This window comes from Methanoregula sp. UBA64 (assembly GCF_002502735.1).
Lineage (GTDB): Archaea > Halobacteriota > Methanomicrobia > Methanomicrobiales > Methanospirillaceae > Methanoregula.
On sequence record NZ_DAQC01000009.1, the window covers coordinates 1 to 19,573 of the forward strand.

Below are 19,573 nucleotides of genomic sequence, written 5' to 3' on the forward strand. Positions count from 1 at the left end.
GGCCGCGCACCGGTAAAGTGCCGTGGAACGGACAATTAACGTCCTTGCACTCCTGTTTTGGAGCCTGGACGTCCAATCCAATGTTTTGTGCCATTATGGTATCCTCTTAAAGTCTTATGCTCGCTTGAGCCTCTTTTCAGGAGCCAGAATCAGTGCGGATCCATGTATCTCAACAAGGCTGTTGTCGGGCAGACGGGCCCGGAACGTGCTCCCGGATTTAGGGAGCTTTTTTATTCCGGTCTCAGTCTGCAGGACAACGAGGTTCCTTGTCTCATCGATGATGTGTCCGCCCAGTCCCGCGTGTGAGGGATTGGTGGCTCCTGCTACCAGAACGTCAAGGCCGATCAGCTCGTGCCGTGCGACGTTCTGGCAGGAGATCATACGCGGCTCCTGCGGTTCTTCTCGGTCATCAGGCGGGCAATGGTACGGCGGAGTTCACGGATGTGGCCGGGGTTCTCTGTTGCCCCACCGGCGCTGACCTTGCCATAGTGCTGGACAAGTTCCATCTGGAGTTTTCCCATCTGTTCCTGCAGTTCGACATCCGTGAGCTGCTGGACATCGTGTGCTCTCAAGATTGCCATTTACTGCACCTCGTCACCGATGTCGTCAGGAAGTGCCGGCTCTTCCGTTTCTGCGGAGTCTACCGGGGCGGCAGCTTTGGGAGCTGCCGGCTTTTTCTTTTCCTGCTCGATCACCGCAAAGTGGTCGGGCATCTTTGCATCGGCGGGCACGATCTTGACCTGAACACCGATAACGCCGAGTTTCTTGATGGCGATTGCATAGCCTTTCTCGACGATGGTGTTGCTCGGTTCACCGCAGTGTTTGATGTAGCCTTCGGTGAACTTCTGGGTCCGTGCACGTGCACCGGTCAGCTTGCCGGCGATCACGACTTCGCAGCCGAGAGCGCCTGAGTCCATGACCCGGCGCATGATGCTGGAGCCTGCCTTACGGAAGTACCAGCCGCGTTCGAGCGCGTTTGCCAGCCGTTCTGCCATGATCTGGGCGTTGAAGCTGGGGTTCTGGACCTGCTGGACCTCGATCTGCGGCGATTCGACACCGTAGTTCTGCGCAAGGTCCTGGGTCAGCTGGTGGACGAGCTTGCCGCCCTTACCGATCACGATACCCGGCTTTTCTGCAAAGATCGTGACCTGGGTGCCAAGAGGCGTGCGGGCAATGTCCATGCCGCCGTAGCCTGCGCGCTTGAGTTCCTTGGTGAGGTACTTCTCGACGCGGGCCTTTCTGACGCCTTCAGCAATGAATTTTCTTTCGACTGCCATGTTACGCCACCTCGCGGACAACGATCTCGATGTTCACGGTTTCCCGTGCCTTGGGAGATGCCCTGCCCATTGCCCGGGGGAAATAGGCTTTCTGGGCGCGGCCGCGGTTTGCCGAGACGTGGATGATCTCCAGGTTCTCGGTGTCAAGACCGGAATATTCCGCGTTCTTCTTGATCGATTCGAGGATCCTGATGTAGGCCTGGGATGCCTTGACCGGGTACCGGCCTGCGTCCCAGTTGCCGGGAAGACCTCTCTTGTGGGCAACGTTCCGGTTAAAGTGCCGGAACGGGATCGCCTTCTTGAGCGCCACAACATCGGCGAGGTACTTGAGCGCATCGTTGACGCGCTGGTGCCGGATGAACCCGGCGATCTCGATCGAGTGCTTGGGAGAGATGGAAAGCTCGTTTGCTTTGCCACGGGCGATATTGTCGCCCTCAACCTTCTTTGAATATGCAATGCGTGCCATTTCCATCACTTCAGCGGTACGTACTTGCTGCCCCTCGTTGCACCGATACCGGCGGAACCGTGGGTGACCTTCTTTCTCGTGAGTGCGAATTCCCCGAGGTAGTGGAAGACCGACTCCGGCTGGAACTCTACCTTTACGAACTCCTTGCCGTTGTAGATCTCGATGCTCTTTCCGATCATCTCGGGCATCACGATCATTTCACGCAGGTGGGTACGGACTTTCTCGTCCCCTCCCCGGATCTTCTCAAGGAGTGTCTCTTCGCCGCGGTTCAGGCCGCGGTTAAACTTCCGGCGTGCGCGGGCTGGCATCAGCGGGATGAGTTCGCTTAAGCCCATCGCCTGGAGCTCGTCGATTTTGTGCCCGCGATAGGTGAACTCTTCACGCCGTCTGGGCATTCTCTTCTGTGTTTTCTTTGGTGCTGCCATATCCGCTCACTTCCTGCTTCTGCCTGTCTGGCGTGCTGCTACATGTCCGACCGTACGGCCTGGAGATGTTCCGCGGGCAATGGTCTTCGGGCGTCCCGGGTGCTGGTGTCCACCGCCACCGAACGGGTGGTCGATGACGTTCATTGCGACACCACGGACACGCGGCCAGTTCGATGCAGTGTTCCGCATCTTGTGGGCCTTGTTGCCGGCCTTTACAAACGGCTTTTCCACGCGGCCGCCACCGGCGACAATGCCGATGGTTGCGCGGCAGCGTACGTTAAACCACTTGGTCTTGCCGCTGGGCATCCGCACACCAACGCGATCGCCAATCTTGTCGACGACGACAGCCTGGACCCCGGTCGAGCGGACAAACTTGCCGCCATCGTTGGGGCGCGACTCGATGTTGCAGATGTAGGACCCGGTCGGGATGCTCTGGAGCGGGAGCGTGTTCCCGTTCTTTACCTCGACATCAGTTCCCCAGGCAACGACCTCGCCAACACCGACACCCTCGGTGACCAGCATGTAGACTTTGGTGTTGTCCTCAAGCTGGACACGGGCAATCGGGGCGTTCCGTGCCGGGTCGTGTTCGATATCGATGATCGTACCGGTGATAGTCTCGGAGCCATCGCCGATATGTTTTAACTCTGCCTTGTACCGGTGGGACGGGGCGCGATAGGTCGGGCCTCCCCTGCCACGGTTCTGTGTAGTAATTCGATGTCCCATGTTCCCCACCTTACATGATGCCAAGCCGGCTCAGGATTTCCTCGGCGGCTTTATCGTTCTCGAAGCTTATGACGGCTTTCTTCTCGCCGTGCATGGTCATGACCGTGTGGACTTTCTTGACCTTCTGGTCAAATGCCTTCTCGATGTCACGCTTGATGTCCTTTTTCGTGGCCTGCCTGTCGACAAGGAACTGGATCTTGTTCTCGTTTTCCAGGGACACCATGGCCTTTTCTGTGACAAACGGGTGCTTTAAGGTAGACATTTACCTTCCCTCCAGGCGGGTAACCGCACTCTCGGTCCAGACCGTCAGGCGTCCTGCCTGCATGCCCGGGGCGAGGTGCTCGACATTGAGCTGGTCGACCGTTACGACATCCACTCCGGCGAGGTTGCGTGCTGCGCGGAACTCGGGGCCGGATGTGACAATGAGCAGGCTCTTCCTCTGCCTGTACCGGCGGCCACGGAGCTTGCCCCGGCCTGCACGGACTTTCCTGCTGTCCTTTGCCTTCTCGACATCCGCATAGACGCCTGCACTTATCAGTGCAGAGATTACATCCTGCGTGCGGGCGAGGGTCTCGAACTTGTCCTCAAAGATGCACGGGACTGCGCCATTAAAGAGGTGTCCCCTGCCGCTGAGAAGCTCCGGGACGATACTGGCTGCAACCGCAGAACGGAACGCCTTCTGCTTCTCCTTTGCATTGATCTCCTTGATGAGGACCTTTGCGGTTGTCGGCGGGTGGGCCTCACGACCTCCCTTTGCCTGCGGGACCTTTGCTGCACGCGAACCGTTCTTGAGACGGGGGACGTGCGATGCACCGCGACCGCTTCCCCAGCCGACTGCTGACGAGCAGATACCGGCATACGGGTAGGAGCCGTGCGGCTGCCTGCGGGTGCTCTGGAGTGCAAGAACTGCCTTCCTGATCAGATCGGGGCGGTACTCTTCTGAGAACATGACCGGGAGCTCGATCTCCTTTGCCACGCCTCCATCAATCTTTTTGACCTGCGCTTTCATCTCTGATCACCCCTGCTTGCTCTGGACGCTCACGAACTGGATCGCGGGCGACCGTACTGCGTGTTCTCCCTGGCGGATTGCCGGGCGGATGCGGATCAGTCTCTTTGCGGGGCCGGGAACCGAACCCTTGATGATGACATACCCGTTCCGGAGGACACCGTAGTTGAGGAAGCCTCCTGCCGGGGTAATTTCCGCACCGTTCTCGCCAATCTTTAAGATGCGCTTATTGAATTCGGTGCGCTGCTGGTAGCCCATCTGGCCACTCTGCGGAACCTGCCAGCGGATGTGGTGGGGGTTCCACGGACCAAGGGTACCGACGTGGCGTTCTTTGCCACCGACAGAGTGTTTCCTCTTACGGAGGGTGACACCCCAGCGCTTGACCGGTCCCTGCGTGCCCTTACCGATAGTGATAGCGGTAATGTCGGCATACTGGCCAACCTGCATAACGCTGTTGAGCTGGACCTCTTTTCCTAAGAGACCGAGCGCAAACTCGTACTGCTTTGCAATATCCCCACCGGCGACCTTGATCTCCATGAGGTCGGGTACCTTTTTCGGGACACCGCTCATGATGGCTGGCTGGGTGTATGCAAGTGCATAGAGCTCAACAACAGTTCCGGCGGCAACCGCATCTGCCAGTTTCTTCTTGGCTGCAGTGCTGTCGTAGTTCTTCGGGACGGTAATCCGGCGGGAAAGCTGGTTGTCCAGCGGTTCTGCCCAGAGTTCCGTGAATGCATGCTTGCCGTAGGTATCCTGCGAATAGGCACGCACTGCGGCAACCTTCATGGTCGGGATCTCAATAACGGTCACCGGTACCATGATCTCCTTGCCTTCAGTCGGGCTGTCCTTGTGGTCATCCACCATGAGAACATGCGTCATCCCCACTTTATAGCCGGCAAAGCCAAGCAGCGCCGGTGCGCCGGTGTGCTCGGGCCATGCTTTGTATTTGGGTATGGGGCTCTGCGCACGCTTCCGTGGGCTGAATGCCAGCGAGCCTCGACGTGGTCTGTTTATCTTTGGCATGTGTCAATCAATCCTTTTCATTCGTGTTTTTTTGATTTTTTTTGGTGACACGAATTTTTCAAAGATGATTCCGAGACTGAAGTGATATCACGTGCCTGTCTGGTAAGCCAACACGCGACCGGCAAAATATAAAAAAACCACCGGAAACCGGTGGTTTTTCCTTTGCCGGCACACCTTCACCGAAAAGCCGGGCACATTACTGCCCGGATTCCCGGTTCGGGTGTTTTTTTTCGTTTTCGCGAAAGAAGACCCTGACATTGACGCATCCCCGGGTATTCCAGGGAACAGGCTCGTTTCTCTTGGAAACGTCCACCCGTGCGTCACGGTCAGATCCCACTCTGTCAGCCCGTTGTGACGGATCACAACTCCTTCTCGGGATCCCCCGCATTGTGTGCGGGGGTCACCAATCGGGAAATATCCTTACGGCAGGATCGTCCCTGTGTCGTTTCCGGTCCGATCCCGGCCGCTGCATCCTCCCGGGTTAAGGGGAGATATACGAGGAAATTTCCTTATCGGCTTCCTTAAATATTGACCAAAAAAGCATATATATCTATGCCCCCGATTTCAGGGCACAGATTGCAATACCGGATCCGGTAGCATGTCCGGAGCTACCATCGATGCAGCTTATCCGAAATAGATCTCTCCGTCATCGGTAATATAGATCTGCACATCCTCGCAGATGCACCGTGCCTTATAGGATTGCGGGCGGGACTCGCGCAGCCGGTTGATAAGGGAGATCGTATCGTACTTCACTTTGATCTTTGCCTTCTCCGCTTCGGCAAAGATCATCCCCGGGACTTCGAAGAGATCGGTCCCGGAGGGGATGGTGCAAAGGTGCGTTGCATCGAGGGTATACAAAAATTCCAGCGTCTCCTTTGCCCGCCGGATATTCTCCATTGCAGATTTCTCGATCGTGCAGACATTGGCCTTTGAGGTCTTGATAATGTCTGCGATCTGCTGCTGGGTCATCCCCTGTTTGCGGTAACGGAGCACTTCCCGCTGTCTGTCGGTGAGCAGACCATCTTTCATAATATCCATTCCACCCCATTGATTTAAACACTTTTCGTTAACACTGCAGGTTCCGGCCCGGTTCTTCCAGGGCCATAAGGCGGATAAATCTGACACTTCCCCGCCCCGGTCCGGCCCAAAACCCGGGCACGCACCGGGCGTCAGAGGAGCCCCGACCATACAATCCCAAGGTACAACGGACAGATCTGCCGGCGTAAAAAGTGATTTCAAAATGTTTATAAGAATACCGGGTCATATTAACGTTCTATAAAACAAATAGAGGTGAAATTTTAATGGTTGTTAAAGTAGGCGTAGCCAAGTTAGGAAATATTGCAAGTGGTGTAATGGCAGAACTGCTCCTCGACGAGAGAGCAGACCGTGAAGACATGCAGACATTCATGGCGACCAGCGGCACAAAACTCGAGCCGGCAGATGTCGACCGTGTAGTTTCAAACCTGAAGGCATACCAGCCGGACTTCTGTATTGTCGTTTCCCCCAACGGGGTTCTCCCCGGCCCGACCGGTGCCCGCGAACAGCTCGCTGCAGCAGGTATCCCGACCATCATCATCACTGACGATGTAACCACGAAGAAGGAGTGGGAAGGCGTCAAGGCTGACACCAAGTTCGGCTATATCATCATGAAGGCAGACTCCATGATCGGTGCACGCCGCGAGTTCCTCGACCCCGTCGAGATGGCCGACTACAACGGCAACCTCGTCAAGGTTCTGGCAATTACCGGTGCATTCCGCAAGCTCCAGGTAGCTCTCGACAAGGTCATCGACCAGGTCAAGGCAGGCAAGAAAGGCACAGAGATCGAGCTCCCGAAGATCATCATGACCACCGACAAGGCGGTTGACGGCGAGTTCACTAACTCCTACGCTCTTGCTAAGGCACGCGCTGCACACGAGATCGCGATAGCTGTTGCAGGCCAGAATGTCAAGGGTTGCTTCATGACCAAGGAATGGGAGAAATACATCCCGATCGTTGCAAGCGCTCACGAAATGATGAGGGTTGCAGCAGAGCTTTGCGATCAGGCCCGCGAGCTTGAGAAAGCAGGCGACAGCATCCTGCGCCAGCCCCACAAGAAGGATGGCACGCTCGTCCGCAAGACCAAACTCGTTGCAAAATTCGAGTAACTTAATTTTTTTCTTCTTTTTTTCGATATTTCGTAAGCCAGAACTGTGCTTATCTGCCTTCACTCCGATAGTACCGGCCGAGCTCCTCCGGAAGCGTCATGATGATCGGCTCATTGTGGAGACGCTCCATGAACGCCGAGTCGCTTGTTGAGAGAGGATTCGGATTGATCCGGGAGATGAGCGAACAGAATGCAGAAAATTCCTCATCGTTTTTCCGGGCAAAATAGATCGCCATATTATACGCCACGGTCCCGAGTTTCTTATAGAGCGAGATGACCCGGAGTATCCCCTCGGAAAGGGTATCGATATAACTCTCCAGCTCATCCAGTCGTGCCACCGGGATAAGCCCCCTGACCTCGCGCTCCCCCACCGGCACGGCATGTGCGGACCAGAGGATCTCGTCCCCAAACAGGAACCGCTCCGAAGACCGTTCCTGCTCACGCACCGTTGCCCAGTAGGAGGTTTCGGTCTTTCTCCGGTATTCCTTACCTGCGGACAGGTACCGCTCTACCAGCCACGACGGGCGGGTATCGCAGATCCCCTGCATATGAGGATGGATGATACTGGCACCGGAGGAAGGCAGGTAATTCCAGTTGATCGAGGGATAGCCATCAAACCGCAGGAGCGATGCAACCTGGCCGCGAAGCGCATCGGCTATCTGCTGTCGGGAAAACTCCGGAACCGTATGCGCCCGGGTGATCACTGTCACCGTGTGCCATGCGGCAAAGGGGAACATGTTGGGAAACGTGACACTCTCTCCCACCATGATACGTTTCCCATTGGGGAATTTCGGAGTTATTGAAAAAATATTTTGTTCGCAGAAGGGGCAGTCTGCTGTTTCCTGCGGAAGCTCAAACGGGTGATCAATATGGCGCTTGACCCGCTCCGGGCTGATCCGGCACCGCAGGCCGGTAAACCGTTCCTCCCGGTATTGTAATGTTCCCCGCCCGGTTGCAACATCAGTTACGGTAAACAGGTCCATATTCTAAAGGGAGTACTTCTTTTGGACCAGATAGTCATTTGCAATTTCCCTTAGGTTCACAGGATAGTCCAGTACGCAGGATCTCTCATGCACGAGAGGTCAAAGACGAAAAAGAAAAAAGGTTTTTTTACTATCTGCCACGGTTCCCAAAGGGAACTTTTTCGGCGGTATTCAAAAGCAGATAATTTAGATCTGCTTATACGACATACTTGCCGAGCAGGCGGATAGAGGTGGTCATGTCAGGACCGAGTGGTGAACCGAAGATGATCTGGGTAACGCCGGCCTTTGTAAGGTCTTCGCACTTTGCCTTGACCATTTCAGGGGTACCTGCAATGGTAAATGCGTCGATCTCCTTGTCGCCTACAAGTTCTCCAACGGTCTTGAAGTCGAACTTGCCGAGTGCTGCCTTGATCTTTGCCACGTTGTTGAGGTCAAGACCATGGCGGGTGAGCAGTGCTTCCGGAGAGCCGGCTGCAATGAATGCGGCCACGATCTTTGCTGCATTGCGTGCCTTCTTCTCGCTGCGGTCAATCGACATAGCGGTGTATGCACCGACATCAAAGGTCTTCTTGCCGGCTGCATCGGATGCCTTCTTGATGATCGGGATCGCGATCTGGAAGTCCTTCGGGTTGGATGCGTTGATCAATGCACCGTCGCCGACCTTTCCGGCGAGCTCAAGAACCTTGGGGCCCTGTGCACCGATGTAGACCGGGATACCCTTCTTGCCGGGGAGCGTGACACCAGTCAGCTTTGCACCATCGTAGTCGAAGAATTGCATGCCGGACTTGTTAACCTGTTCGCCGGCAACGAGCTTGCGGAACTGGACGACTGCCTCTTCGAGGCGGGCAACCGGCTTCTCTGCGTGGATAGCGATCTTTGGCAGGGTCGAGAGGTCGCCGGGGCCAATACCGAGCACTGCACGCCCGTCAGAGATTTCATTGAGGGTGCACATGAAGGATGCCATGGCGGCCGGGGTGTCGGTAAACGAATTCATGATACCCGGACCCATCTTCAGGGTGGTGGTCGCCTGTGCGACTGCGGCAAGGACGGGATAACAGTGTCTGTTGTTGTAGTGGTTGGTGATCCATGCGAAGTCAATATCTTTGGATTCAGCAAGTTTGCAGAAGTTTACAACCTGCTTTACGTTGACATTTCCTGGTACAAATTCAATTCCATATGTCAAGGCTTGTTCACCTCATGGAGTATTACCGTACACGCATTTAAATAAATTATCATTTAAATCTTGACGCAGGAGCCCCTCCGCACGAATTGGTGCCCGATTATTCGTTTTTGGGCCGGGCATAAATGAAAAAACCGGCAAATCCGGGATAAACGCAGGAAGAACCGGGGATTCAAAGACTGATTTTCGGGTTACGGGTTTTCAGGATAATGCTGATGGGTCCATGTCAAAATCTTTTTCTCGGGGTACCGGCCGGTACACATTTTTAGCGGAAGATATCCTATAAGATATTGAAGAACAGAGGAGAATATATACGGTAGATTATCAGGGTGGGAACCCGACTCGGGTTCCTGTGCGGGCGTGAAGGATGAGGATACTTGCGATTGGCCTAGGAGGTGCCGGCTGCCGGATAGCGGATGCTCTCTATGCCAACGACCGCAAAAGCAGTAAGGTGACCTGCGTCCAGGCATTTGCAGTCGATACCGACAACGAAACGCTTGCCCGGTTATGGGCCCTGCCCGAACATGCAAGGATCGGGTTTGAGCCGCTGGACGCAGGCCTCTCGCCCGTAACCAGCACCACCAGGCAGTCCGGGGTCGATATCGGAGAGATCATGGCCCGTATCCAGAACCGGGAAGGCGAGGAACCCGATGCGATCCTGGTCTGCTGTGGTCTTGGCGGGAGCCTGACAGATGCTGTGCCCGGCCTGGTTACTGCCCTCAAAGGGTCAGTCACGGTACCGGTCTTTGGCCTCATTACCCTGCCCGCACTTGCCGAGGGCGAGAAACGATCGGCAAAGGCCGCCGATGATATCGAGCAGATCGCTCCTCTCCTTGACGGGACAATCCTTTTCGACAACGAAACATGGTTAAAAAAGATCGCCCGCCGCCGCGACCAGATCGTTGCCGATATGAACAACGATAAAGGCTTTTTAGGCCTTGGCAAGAATGCCCCGAAACTCACCCCGCAGGAAGTCACTGACCGCCTGCTCAACCAGAATATTATCCGCCGGATCAGCCTTATCCTGCGGGCCGGGGAGTTCCGGGCAGACGGGGGAATAGATCTTGCCGAAGTCGTGATGGATTCAAGCGAGGTGCTCAATACCCTCAAAGGCATGGGGTTTGTCGCTATAGGATATGCGGTCGAGCACCTCCGGCACAGTCCGCTGGCCTTCCTCTCAAAACTGCGCTCCACGGATAATTCCGAAGAACAGCGGAAGAGTGCCGAACGGATTATCGAACTGGCAAAACAGGCGATCTACCAGGAAGTTTCTGTCCCCTGCGACATGACCAGCGCTGCAAAGGCACTCATCCTCGTTGCCGGCCCCTCCCATGAGATCTCGATGAAAGGGTTCATGACGGTCCGTAAATGGATCGACCGCAGTATCGCAGGCATGGAGACCCGGTCCGGGGATTATCCGGTCACAAACTCGAATTATGTTGCAATCATCGTTGTTTTGAGCGGCCTCCAGAATGTCCCTCGTATCACTGAGATCCAGGAGATCCGCGACCAGTATCGGTACGGCTCCGTGCGGAGAGCGCCACCGGCCGGGTTCAGCCTGCCGCCCGAGACCCTCCGCGAGGCGTCCGCAGTGCTTCCGGAGTTCTATTCCGACTCGGGCAGCAGCGCTGCCCGGGACAATATGATCGCCATTCCCCGGGAAAGACCACAAAAACAGCACTACGAACCGCAACAGGTACCGACGGAGCTGCCGGCGTACGAGGAAGTCCCGCTGCGCACCGCAAGACAGAGTGCGCCGGGAGGATATCCACATGCAGCGCCGGCGACCCGGCCTGTTCAGGACCGCCAGAATGCAGGCACCTCCGGAAGGGAACTGCCTCAGCCCCGGTACCAGGATACCCGGGTAACTCACGAGGATGGCACATCCCGGGGAGTTTCCCCCAAACGGCCTTCATCACCTCCGGACACAAGTCGGACAAAAGAGCCGGAAGAGATCCTGACTCCTGCAGCAAGGAGCGGCAGAATCTCGAATCCCGAACGGATTGCATGGGATCTGCAGAAAAAACGGGAGCAGGCCCGGCATACCGCCGTACGCACGGAAAGTACGACCGTCAAACCACATCCACCGGTTCAGGAGGTTCAGGAAAAGAAGGTTATCCTTCGGAGATCCCCGGTAAAATCCTCCCCACAGGGATCCTCTGCCCTGTCCGATCCCGCAGAGAGAACAGAGAAGCGGACCATCATCAGGATACGAAAGAAAGAACCAAAAGCAGAAGAGCCCGTGGACTGGGACGAACCAAAAGAGTCCGCAGGTCCGATCCAGGAAGAACTCGAACCCCTCTCAGAACCGGATACCGGTATGCCTGTACCCATCGATGAAGATGTGATAACTGCCTCTAAAGAGAGGAAGGCTCCCTCGCATGACGATATGTTCCTTGGGAAAGCTATCACGAAAAAAGAGACCCTGCGGTCAAAAGACTCCGCGCTTCTCCATACGGATATCGGTACAAAAAAACCAAAACACGTCCCTGATGAAAACATCCAGGAAAGCCCCCAGGCAGAGCAAGAACCAAAAGGAAAAAAGCCCAGGAAACCCTCGGCGCATGGCGATGATATTTCCTGGGTCAGCGATTGATATCGATCACTTTTGAAAGCGAGATATTCCCGGCGCCGATCTCCGTATGGATATCGAGACCCTGCTCGACACAGCTGCCGATATGGTTGAGACCGCTGTAGGCCACGATCGACAGCCGGTACGGATTATCCGGCAGATTGAACACCTGGTTTCCCATTGCCACCGGGAAGACAAAACCGCAGTCGTTCATCTGCTTTATTGTCAGTTCAACCTCGCTCTGGGCAGAACAGGGGACTTCCCGGACGTTTGCAAGGGCGATCCCGGTCCGGGTTTTCGTAAAGGCATTGATCGATGTCAGCCCCGAGGAGATAAAGAGTTCCAGCGGGTCGATGGTGGTTCCCCGGTACCCGATGAGATCGCGGAACCCCAACGGCTTGTTCTCTTCTATCTCAAGGCGCCCGCCATACGCCATCTCCACCGGGATCCCGTTTCTCTGGAAGACACCGTCCATCGTGATACTGCAGAGCGTGATCACGCCCACACATCCCGGGGGCACCCGGGGGTCGTGGTCGATAATACGGTACGAACTAAAAAAACCGCACCCCGCTTTTATCACCGCATCGAACCCTGCAAGCGCCAGATCGAGGCTCTCCTCCGGGACAATCGAGAGGTTGTAAGCAACATCGCCGGTCCCGGTCACAGGGTCAAAGGTGCTCCGGTAGGCCAGGCGTTCGAGTTTTGAGATGATAAATCCAATCCGGTTATCGACGAGGGCATGATCGGATTCCTGGAGCCCGGCTGGAGTCAGGAGCCGACCCTGGTTCCCGATCTTTTCGGTAAACCCCATCGAGTCCAGGTAACTGAGATAATACTGGACGGCCCGGTCGCTTAAAACAAAACCGCGGTCCGCCATCAGTTCGGAGAGCCGCTTTGCACCCACCGGCTCCCGGTGCTCCTTTAAGATGCGCAGGATCTCGATATACTTCCTCTCGGTCCGGATCATTTCCCTTTTGCCTCCATAACGCCGACACTGTCCTGGTACCGCCCGTTATACCGTTCCCCGCCGTTTCGAACCTCATGCAGGATCATCTGGACGATCCGGTCTGATGCATGCAGCTCGATATCCGCAGGTCCCATGTTGGTAAGACAGAGCGTCAGCTGTCCCCGAAATCCCGGGTCGACAAAACCCGCACCCATCAGCACTCCCCGCCGGCCAAACGATGACCTGCAGCGAAGGGTGCCTGCAACATCTGGCGGCAGTTCCACGTGTTCTTTGCTGGGCACAAGTGTGCAGGTACCCCGAAGAAGCCGGGTATCCTCTGCTGCACGGAGATCATATGAAGCAGGCTGCTGGCATTCAGATGCATAGGGTTCGATGACCAGTTTTTCCTGTACGCTCTCGGTATGAATCCTGCGGATAATCTCCTGGGCAGACAGAATCATTCACTATTCTATCGGTAGAGAATACTTAATATCTTTTGATAGAGAAACGTTGGGGAAGGATCCATAGGGTAGAGGACATCCTCTTGGGCTTCGAACCCAAGGACGCGGGTTCGATTCCCGCTGGGTCCGCTGATTTTTTTAAAAATCACCGGTACAGATACCGGCTCTTTTATTATACCCAACCCGTCAGGAAAAAAAGAAAAGATCAGATCTCGTCACGTCTTCCCGAGGAATGGTGAGCCGCTCTCCTGCCCACAATCCGGAGGATTAACACAATGACGATTATTACCAGGATACCCAGCCCGATCATGGTAAGGAAACCCAGGTCGAGGTTCTTCTCAAGCGTGATAGTCAGGGGGGACGTAGTATTCCCCACCGAAACGGTCTGCTGGACGGTCTTGGCACGGAACCCGTCAGCAGTCACGGTAATATTGTAGGGGGTGCCGTACACCAGCTGGGTATCCAGCTGCCCGCGGGTATCCGTGGTCCCTGCAGAAGCCCCGTTTAAGAGAACGGTGGCACCGGCAATATTCTTCTGGTCGGTGTCCTGGACATAGATCGTCTGGCTCACTGAGGATAGGGATAAGATCACGGGAAATTCGCTGGACTCGTTTACTATCGTGATCGTCTGGGTCACGGGCGAGTACCCGCTCTTCTTCACAACAATCGTATAACCCCCGGGAGTCATGCCCGACAGCGTTGCACGACCAAAGGAATTGCTGGTTGCGACAACGGCGTTGTCGATCGAAACCTCAGCCCCGTTTACCGGCTGGTTATTCTTATCATAGATAAAGACGAAGGCACCGACAGGCACCGATGTGAGCTCGACCGCATCGACAGCTTCGCTGGAGCTGATGGTCTTAAGCTGGTTAACCGTCTGGTAGCCATCTTTACTGATCGTGATGGAGAGCGATTTTCCTCGGCTCAGGGACGTAGTCAGGACTCCACGTGAATCCGTGGTTCCTAACAGCGCAGAATCCACGCTGATGCTCGCACCGGGAACAGCCTTGTGCGTTGATTTGTCCGTTACCACAAACGAGTACTGGTTGCTCGACAACAGCCAGTATTGCACGTTCTGGTCTTTCGAGGCCATCTCGATGGTGTCGCTGCGGGGCTGGTAATTGGACGCGGAGATATTGAGGCCGTAATAGGTATAGGCGGTTGTTGCGAATGTTGCCGCACCGTTGGAATCGGAGGTCTTGGACTGCGATGAATTCCCCGACACCAGATCGAGAGTTGCCCCGGAGACCGGCTGGAGCGTATTGGAATCGTACAGCAGGACATTAAGAGTGAGAGTCCGTCTGACCAGGGTCACTGAAAGGGTAGTTACATTTCCACTCACGGTGTTCGACCAGTCGTCATAACCGTCAAGGGATACGCGCAGGGGGAGATCTCCCTGGCCGGACTGGAGCAGGAACTGGCCGGCATTGTTGGTCAAACCGACATTTGCACCGCTCAGGTAGACCGTGGCATGGGGAACGGTCGTGTTGTCGATACTGTCCTGCACCGTGATCAGCAGGTTCGTTGCCTGTACTGCGCCGCAGAGCATCCCAAGGCACAGCAGCACAAAAAGGAAACGAATTCGATGATTATACATACTAAAATATCCTCCCTTGCTCGTATTTTATCCCATCGGTTCTTAAAGCCCGCTATTTTTTACAGTTCCGAAGGAGAGGGAACCCGGTCAAGGAGCATCCCCTCGACAATCACCGGCATGAGGTGCCGTCCTTCCTCGATTGCTTTCTGGAGCCGCCATTCCCGGTCAGCATAGATCGTAAACAGGGGTTCGCCGGCCTTGATCAGTGTCCCCTTCTTTGCGTGGAGCAGGATCCCGGCACCCCGGTCGTGGGGGGCGCCGGCCATCCGGGCAAGCGTGATGAGGGAGGTATTGTTCATCTCTATCACATAGCCGGATGCAGGGGAGTTTACCACGTACTCGCGATCCCCGGGCCGGATATCCCCGGACTTGACGTTGGGATCCCCTCCCTGGATCTCAATGATCTGCCGGAACTTTTCCAGGGCCTTTCCGTTCGAGAGGATCTCCTGTGCCATCTGGGCACCGGTTCCCCGGGCAGCCTTACCGGACATTTCAAGGGCGATCCCGGCAAGCGACACGCTCTTCTGGATAAATGAGTTCGGCTCGGATGCGCCCTCCAGAACGCGGAGTGCTTCCATGACCTCAAGGTTCGGCCCGATGCTGTGCCCGACCGGGATATCCCCGTACGTCAGGGCACATTCCACCTTCATGCCCAGCCGTTCCCCGAGTTCGATGAACTCGCGGGCCAGTTTCCTGCCGTCCTGCATGGTGGGGACTTTGGTACGACTGCCCACCGGGATATCGATGACCACCAGGTTTGCACCGACTGCAAATTTTTTTGCCATGACACTTGCGAGCATCTGGCCCCTGGCATCGATCTTAAACGGGTACTCCTGGATAATGATCCGGTCGTCCGCCGGGGCAATATTGGTCGCCCCTCCCCAGACAATGGTACCCCCGACCTTCTCGGTCATCTCCTGCACTTCGCGGGCAGAGAACTCAACATTCGCAAGAACTTCCATGAGGTCGGCGGTCCCGCCGGCCCCGGTGATCGCACGGGAACTGGTTTTGGGGATCTTGAGCCCGCTCGCTGCAATGATAGGTACGACGACAAGAGAGATCTTGTTGCCCGGCACACCGCCGATCGAATGCTTGTCGACAATGGGCCGGGAGGCGAACTTGATCTGTTCCCCGGTCTCGACCATGGCACGGGTGAGGTGCTCCACTTCATCCATGTCAAGCGGATTGATGTAGGATGCCGTGATAAAAGCAGTCAGTTCCGCTGCCGAGATATCATCGTTGACCACATCTTTTATGATCGTCATGGTCTCGTCTTTGGTGAGCCGGCCGCCATCCATCTTCTTCTTGATAAAATCCAGCGATGCCGGCCGATCGGCCTCGCGTATCTCTACTTCCTCGTCATCTGCAAGGTTCAGCCGTTCGTTGGTAATCCGGTAGATCCCGGCATTTCCCTGGCCGGCAAGCGTGGATGTTGTCGTTACAACGGCGGTTGTGGCGATCCCGTTCTTCGGGTTAATCACCTGGACCCGGTCGCCATCGAGAACGCCGATGTTCCGGGCATCGATGCGGTTGAGCAGCACGCCGCGCCGTGTTGCAATATCGAGGATCTTGATCTTGAATTTCATACTAAAAACACCATTTCCCGGGAAAGACCCGACCGTATAGAGAGGGTATGGATCGTTCAGGCTAAAAAAACGTCCGAAACCTGAAGGTAATAGAATACTATCACAAAATTTCCGCCGGTCACGGCAAAAACTATGGGGAGATCACGTGCCGTCGAAGGTAAAGAAGACGGAGCAATAAAAAAGAAAAATTTAGATTTTAGTTCAGTGCTTGCGCACGACAAGGAGTGCAACTGCGCCGAGACCAATCAGGGCAACCAGTGCACCAAAGCCCGGCTGTGTGGGGGTCTTGGTGGGGGTAGCTACTGTGGTCGGGGGCTGGGTTGCAATCGTGGTCGGAGCTGCAGAGGTAACGTTCGCAACGATTGTCGGGGTTGCGGTCGGGGCAGATGCCTCGAGAACGTTGAACAGTGCAGTGCCGGTTGCGTCCTGGAGGACGGCAGATTCCTTTACAAGGTACTCGTCGGGCTTGAACGTGGATGCGTCAACATCGAACGAGATCTTGTTAAGGCCGCTGTCACCCTTCGTGACTTTCACGGTGCCTGTTGCGCCGCTGAACTCACCGCTCTGGCTCTTCTGAGTCGGCTGGAATGATGATGAATAGACCTCTACGAGAACTTCGTCGTCAACGGCGAGGTTGGTCGTTGCAGTGATGGTGAACTTGTCACCGACGTGCCTGTCGCCAACCGGGTCGACGTTAATGACCGGGTTCTCGATGAGGATCTGGAGCTTGGTGTAGGTATCATCGACATTGGCGCTGTTGATTGCTTCAATCAGTGCCTCTGCCGCATCGGATCCCTGCAGGCTGTTCATGCCGCTGAGTTTGAAGTCGATGCTCGGGGCCGAGTTGACGGTGTTTGCCTGATCACGTGTCCAGACAACAGCTGCCTGGTTTAAACCGATAACGGTGTTTTGACCAGCAGCATCAGAGGGATACACATCAAACCGGTTGTTCTGCATCGGGTGCTGGGCAACGATGAAGTACTGGCCGGCGTAGAGAGGCTTTGTAGTCTCTTTCTTGATCTCGTACGAGAACGAACCATCGGAGTTCACCGACTGGGTTACAATGTTTGCATAGTTCTTGCCGAGGATCCAGATCATGACGCCCGGTGTGGGCTGGCCCTGTGCGGTACCGGTGATGAAGACTGCGTCACCCTGTGCAACGGTCGACTGAGAGGCAGTTGCGCTGATGAACGGCTTCTTGATGATGATGGATACAGTACCGTACGCTACCTTGGACAGCGAATTTGAATAGGCAGATGCCGGCTGGCTGGTGGCGTAGATTGTGTAGGTACCTGCATCGAGTGCAACGCTTGCAGTTCCCCACTTGTAGCTCCAGGTGTTGTCACCCTGAACTGCTGCTGAAACTCCGACCTGATCTGCGGACGGGAAGTTATCCAGAGCGGCACTTCTCGGGTCATATCCCTGGAAACTGGCACCATTCGTACCAAGGTTCGGGCCTGAAATGAACAGGTAGGTAGTCTGGGACTCGGTGTTGGTACCGGAGAACTTAATCTCTTCCCCGAGATAGTAGCTCTGGTCGCCGGCAGCAACGATTGTGACTGCGCCCTTCTCAACCTTTACGTCCACTTCGTCACTCTTGTAACCAATTCCACTGCCGAAGTACTGCTCGACGCGGATGGTGTACTTCTGGGCCTTGGTCCAGTTGGTCGTGGTGAATGCAACAGTCCTTGTACCGGAGTTGCTCATGGATACGTTTGCATACAGCCGCGTACCGTTTGAGACCTCCTGCGAGTTACCAGCAATTTTACCGGTAGTATCCTGAACGAGGTTCTGTCCGCCACCATTCTGGTAGGTGTAGTTACCGTTGACAATGGATGCATTGGCCAGGTCGCTAACAATCACAGGTATACTGTAACCATTGACGAGACCATTAACGCTGTCGGTTACAACGCCGGCCTGGTTGGCTGCAATCATCGGGGGCTGGTCATCGTAACCACCGGTCATGGTGCTGACGCCCTTGACCCACACGTGGTAGACCTGGTTCGGCTTACCGGTGATGGTTACCGAGAACTGCTTGCTGCGGACAACAGAGTCCTTGTTGGCCTCGATCTTGAGCGTGTTGGACACGATAGTGATCGTCTGGGTCTCTGCTACGGTCTTGCCAGTGTATGCTGCGCCACCGGTCTTGTAGTTGTCGTACATACCGTTCATGTAGGACTCTGCCCAGACCTGGTAGGTGCCTGCCGGGTATGCCTGCTGACCCGTGGAGTCAAGCGCATCGGTAGACCAGTTATATCCATTTGCAGCGTTCAAGAACCACTGACCGTTATTCGGGCCCAGTGCCTTCAGGTTAACCGTGTTCGTAGAGATGACTGCGGGTGTCGAATACAGTGCCGTCAGCGTGTTACCTGAATCGGTCTTTACCTTGACGTCAAGGTACTTCTGGGTATCATTGGCATTTGCATCCGCCCTGCGGAAGATATTAACTGCCGGTGAACTGGAGTTCAGACGCAGGATCGGGTCAATTGCCGGATACAGGTTGTTATCAACCCGTACTGTCAGGTTTTCACCCTGGATAACAGACTGGCCATTTACATTCAAGGCCTGACCTGCATCCCAGACAACAACGGCGAGACTCGGGTCTGAAATCGTGAAAACACCCACAGTCTGGCCATTTACGCGGTTACCCGTGGAATCGGTCAGATAGTAAGTACCTGTGTATGGGAAGCTCGATGGCAGGACATACAGGTTACCGGGTGTAGTTCCGACAGGGACTGTGATAGTCGGGCTGGTAGAACCAATCTGAGCTGCCGATGCCCACCAGCTGACGTATGCGTCGGTGGTATTGATAGCCACATCGTCACCCAGGTAACTGGGAGTGCCATACTGCGAAAATGCAGTTGCATTTGCCTGGTTCAGAGCATGGGTAATGTTGAGACCCTGCTCCCCATAAAAGACAGTTGCACCTTTGTTGATCGTCGAGTTGGTCGAGTAGAAGGTTGCCGATACCGGCATAACTGCTACAAGGACCAGTGCGACCAGTGCAATCAGTGCAATGGTTAATCGCTTAGTCATTCGTTTTCCTCCAAAGTATACATCATACATTTCAAGCCGGAGAACCGTTTCGACATTTGCCGAATAACGATTCTACGAGCCCCATACTCCGTTTAAACGGAATATGGAGGAATATTTGTAAAAGTGCCAATATATCCTTTGTGGTTGAT

General features: G+C 55.3%; 19 protein-coding genes, 1 tRNA gene and 1 pseudogene. 3 read left to right on the top strand and 18 right to left on the bottom strand.

Annotation, left to right across the window (positions count from 1 at the left end; genetic code table 11):
- The 11 genes and pseudogenes from rps17p to BP758_RS11715 all read right to left on the bottom strand — a co-directional run.
- Nucleotides 1–94, bottom strand: a pseudogene (gene rps17p, locus BP758_RS11665) (30S ribosomal protein S17); the annotation flags it as partial.
- A 20-nt stretch (nt 95–114) separates the two neighbouring features.
- Complete coding sequence (locus tag BP758_RS11670; protein ID WP_292371062.1) at nt 115–381, bottom strand: ribonuclease P protein component 1; 267 nt, start codon at nt 379–381, stop codon at nt 115–117.
- Nucleotides 378–581, bottom strand: coding sequence for a 50S ribosomal protein L29 (rpmC, locus tag BP758_RS11675; RefSeq protein ID WP_292371063.1), 204 nt, complete (start codon nt 579–581; stop codon nt 378–380). Before rpmC ends, BP758_RS11670 begins: the two co-directional genes overlap by 4 nt.
- On the bottom strand, nt 582–1,277 hold the full coding sequence (locus BP758_RS11680) for a 30S ribosomal protein S3 (protein ID WP_292371064.1): 696 nt from the start codon (nt 1,275–1,277) through the stop codon (nt 582–584).
- A gap of 1 nt (nt 1,278) precedes the next feature.
- Nucleotides 1,279–1,743, bottom strand: a complete 465-nt coding sequence (locus BP758_RS11685; protein ID WP_292371065.1) for a 50S ribosomal protein L22 — start codon at nt 1,741–1,743, stop codon at nt 1,279–1,281.
- 5 nt (nt 1,744–1,748) lie between these two features.
- Complete coding sequence (locus BP758_RS11690) at nt 1,749–2,168, bottom strand: 30S ribosomal protein S19 (RefSeq protein ID WP_292371066.1); 420 nt, start codon at nt 2,166–2,168, stop codon at nt 1,749–1,751.
- Between the two features lie 6 nt (nt 2,169–2,174).
- Entirely contained in the window at nt 2,175–2,891 is a 717-nt protein-coding gene (locus BP758_RS11695; protein ID WP_292371067.1) for a 50S ribosomal protein L2, read from the bottom strand.
- Between the two features lie 10 nt (nt 2,892–2,901).
- Nucleotides 2,902–3,153 (bottom strand): 50S ribosomal protein L23, encoded by a 252-nt coding sequence (locus BP758_RS11700; RefSeq protein WP_292371068.1) that lies wholly within the window; start codon nt 3,151–3,153, stop codon nt 2,902–2,904.
- Nucleotides 3,154–3,900, bottom strand: a complete 747-nt coding sequence (gene rpl4p, locus BP758_RS11705; RefSeq protein WP_292371069.1) for a 50S ribosomal protein L4 — start codon at nt 3,898–3,900, stop codon at nt 3,154–3,156. It abuts the gene before it with no gap.
- Between the two features lie 6 nt (nt 3,901–3,906).
- Nucleotides 3,907–4,920, bottom strand: a complete 1,014-nt coding sequence (locus tag BP758_RS11710; protein WP_292371070.1) for a 50S ribosomal protein L3 — start codon at nt 4,918–4,920, stop codon at nt 3,907–3,909.
- A 624-nt stretch (nt 4,921–5,544) separates the two neighbouring features.
- Entirely contained in the window at nt 5,545–5,949 is a 405-nt protein-coding gene (locus BP758_RS11715; protein WP_292371071.1) for a Tfx family DNA-binding protein, read from the bottom strand.
- A 272-nt stretch (nt 5,950–6,221) separates the two neighbouring features.
- On the opposite strand from BP758_RS11715, the gene BP758_RS11720 reads away from it, so the two are divergent.
- Entirely contained in the window at nt 6,222–7,064 is an 843-nt protein-coding gene (locus BP758_RS11720; RefSeq protein WP_292371072.1) for a F420-dependent methylenetetrahydromethanopterin dehydrogenase, read from the top strand.
- A 49-nt stretch (nt 7,065–7,113) separates the two neighbouring features.
- Here BP758_RS11720 and BP758_RS11725 read toward each other — a convergent pair whose 3' ends face one another.
- Both BP758_RS11725 and BP758_RS11730 read right to left on the bottom strand, forming a co-directional pair.
- Nucleotides 7,114–8,046 carry a galactose-1-phosphate uridylyltransferase gene (locus BP758_RS11725; protein ID WP_349680513.1) on the bottom strand — a complete coding sequence of 311 codons (933 nt, stop codon included), beginning with the start codon at nt 8,044–8,046 and terminating at the stop codon, nt 7,114–7,116.
- A 196-nt stretch (nt 8,047–8,242) separates the two neighbouring features.
- Nucleotides 8,243–9,229 carry a 5,10-methylenetetrahydromethanopterin reductase gene (locus tag BP758_RS11730; RefSeq protein ID WP_292371073.1) on the bottom strand — a complete coding sequence of 329 codons (987 nt, stop codon included), beginning with the start codon at nt 9,227–9,229 and terminating at the stop codon, nt 8,243–8,245.
- Nucleotides 9,230–9,593: 364 nt separating this feature from the next.
- On the opposite strand from BP758_RS11730, the gene BP758_RS11735 reads away from it, so the two are divergent.
- Complete coding sequence (locus BP758_RS11735; RefSeq protein WP_292371074.1) at nt 9,594–11,822, top strand: hypothetical protein; 2,229 nt, start codon at nt 9,594–9,596, stop codon at nt 11,820–11,822.
- Here BP758_RS11735 and BP758_RS11740 read toward each other — a convergent pair.
- Both BP758_RS11740 and BP758_RS11745 read right to left on the bottom strand, forming a co-directional pair.
- Nucleotides 11,812–12,765, bottom strand: a complete 954-nt coding sequence (locus BP758_RS11740; protein ID WP_292371075.1) for a DUF128 domain-containing protein — start codon at nt 12,763–12,765, stop codon at nt 11,812–11,814. The genes BP758_RS11735 and BP758_RS11740 overlap by 11 nt on opposite strands.
- Nucleotides 12,762–13,205: a dCTP deaminase gene (locus BP758_RS11745; RefSeq protein ID WP_292371076.1), complete on the bottom strand. Its 444-nt coding sequence runs from the start codon at nt 13,203–13,205 to the stop codon at nt 12,762–12,764. Before BP758_RS11745 ends, BP758_RS11740 begins: the two co-directional genes overlap by 4 nt.
- 57 nt (nt 13,206–13,262) lie before the next feature.
- On the opposite strand from BP758_RS11745, the gene BP758_RS11750 reads away from it, so the two are divergent.
- Nucleotides 13,263–13,334 (top strand) — tRNA-Arg (locus BP758_RS11750).
- 76 nt (nt 13,335–13,410) lie between these two features.
- Here the strand turns inward: BP758_RS11750 and BP758_RS11755 are convergent.
- The 3 genes from BP758_RS11755 to BP758_RS11765 form a co-directional block, all read right to left on the bottom strand.
- Nucleotides 13,411–14,772: a carboxypeptidase regulatory-like domain-containing protein gene (locus BP758_RS11755; RefSeq protein WP_292371077.1), complete on the bottom strand. Its 1,362-nt coding sequence runs from the start codon at nt 14,770–14,772 to the stop codon at nt 13,411–13,413.
- Nucleotides 14,773–14,861: 89 nt separating this feature from the next.
- Complete coding sequence (locus BP758_RS11760) at nt 14,862–16,388, bottom strand: AMP phosphorylase (RefSeq protein ID WP_292371078.1); 1,527 nt, start codon at nt 16,386–16,388, stop codon at nt 14,862–14,864.
- A gap of 201 nt (nt 16,389–16,589) precedes the next feature.
- Nucleotides 16,590–19,424: an MEMAR_RS02690 family S-layer glycoprotein gene (locus BP758_RS11765; protein WP_292371079.1), complete on the bottom strand. Its 2,835-nt coding sequence runs from the start codon at nt 19,422–19,424 to the stop codon at nt 16,590–16,592.
- Nucleotides 19,425–19,573 lie beyond the last annotated feature (149 nt).

Coding starts and splice junctions, on each gene's coding strand:
- BP758_RS11760 (WP_292371078.1), bottom strand. CDS start 16,388: ATGAAATTCAAGATCAAGATCCTCGATATTGCAACACGGCGCGGCGTG.
- BP758_RS11695 (WP_292371067.1), bottom strand. CDS start 2,891: ATGGGACATCGAATTACTACACAGAACCGTGGCAGGGGAGGCCCGACC.
- BP758_RS11725 (WP_349680513.1), bottom strand. CDS start 8,046: ATGGACCTGTTTACCGTAACTGATGTTGCAACCGGGCGGGGAACATTA.
- rpmC (WP_292371063.1), bottom strand. CDS start 581: ATGGCAATCTTGAGAGCACACGATGTCCAGCAGCTCACGGATGTCGAA.
- BP758_RS11740 (WP_292371075.1), bottom strand. CDS start 12,765: ATGATCCGGACCGAGAGGAAGTATATCGAGATCCTGCGCATCTTAAAG.
- BP758_RS11700 (WP_292371068.1), bottom strand. CDS start 3,153: ATGTCTACCTTAAAGCACCCGTTTGTCACAGAAAAGGCCATGGTGTCC.
- BP758_RS11690 (WP_292371066.1), bottom strand. CDS start 2,168: ATGGCAGCACCAAAGAAAACACAGAAGAGAATGCCCAGACGGCGTGAA.
- BP758_RS11720 (WP_292371072.1), top strand. CDS start 6,222: ATGGTTGTTAAAGTAGGCGTAGCCAAGTTAGGAAATATTGCAAGTGGT.
- BP758_RS11685 (WP_292371065.1), bottom strand. CDS start 1,743: ATGGCACGCATTGCATATTCAAAGAAGGTTGAGGGCGACAATATCGCC.
- BP758_RS11680 (WP_292371064.1), bottom strand. CDS start 1,277: ATGGCAGTCGAAAGAAAATTCATTGCTGAAGGCGTCAGAAAGGCCCGC.
- BP758_RS11670 (WP_292371062.1), bottom strand. CDS start 381: ATGATCTCCTGCCAGAACGTCGCACGGCACGAGCTGATCGGCCTTGAC.
- BP758_RS11745 (WP_292371076.1), bottom strand. CDS start 13,205: ATGATTCTGTCTGCCCAGGAGATTATCCGCAGGATTCATACCGAGAGC.
- BP758_RS11715 (WP_292371071.1), bottom strand. CDS start 5,949: ATGAAAGATGGTCTGCTCACCGACAGACAGCGGGAAGTGCTCCGTTAC.
- BP758_RS11735 (WP_292371074.1), top strand. CDS start 9,594: ATGAGGATACTTGCGATTGGCCTAGGAGGTGCCGGCTGCCGGATAGCG.
- BP758_RS11765 (WP_292371079.1), bottom strand. CDS start 19,424: ATGACTAAGCGATTAACCATTGCACTGATTGCACTGGTCGCACTGGTC.
- rpl4p (WP_292371069.1), bottom strand. CDS start 3,900: ATGAAAGCGCAGGTCAAAAAGATTGATGGAGGCGTGGCAAAGGAGATC.
- BP758_RS11710 (WP_292371070.1), bottom strand. CDS start 4,920: ATGCCAAAGATAAACAGACCACGTCGAGGCTCGCTGGCATTCAGCCCA.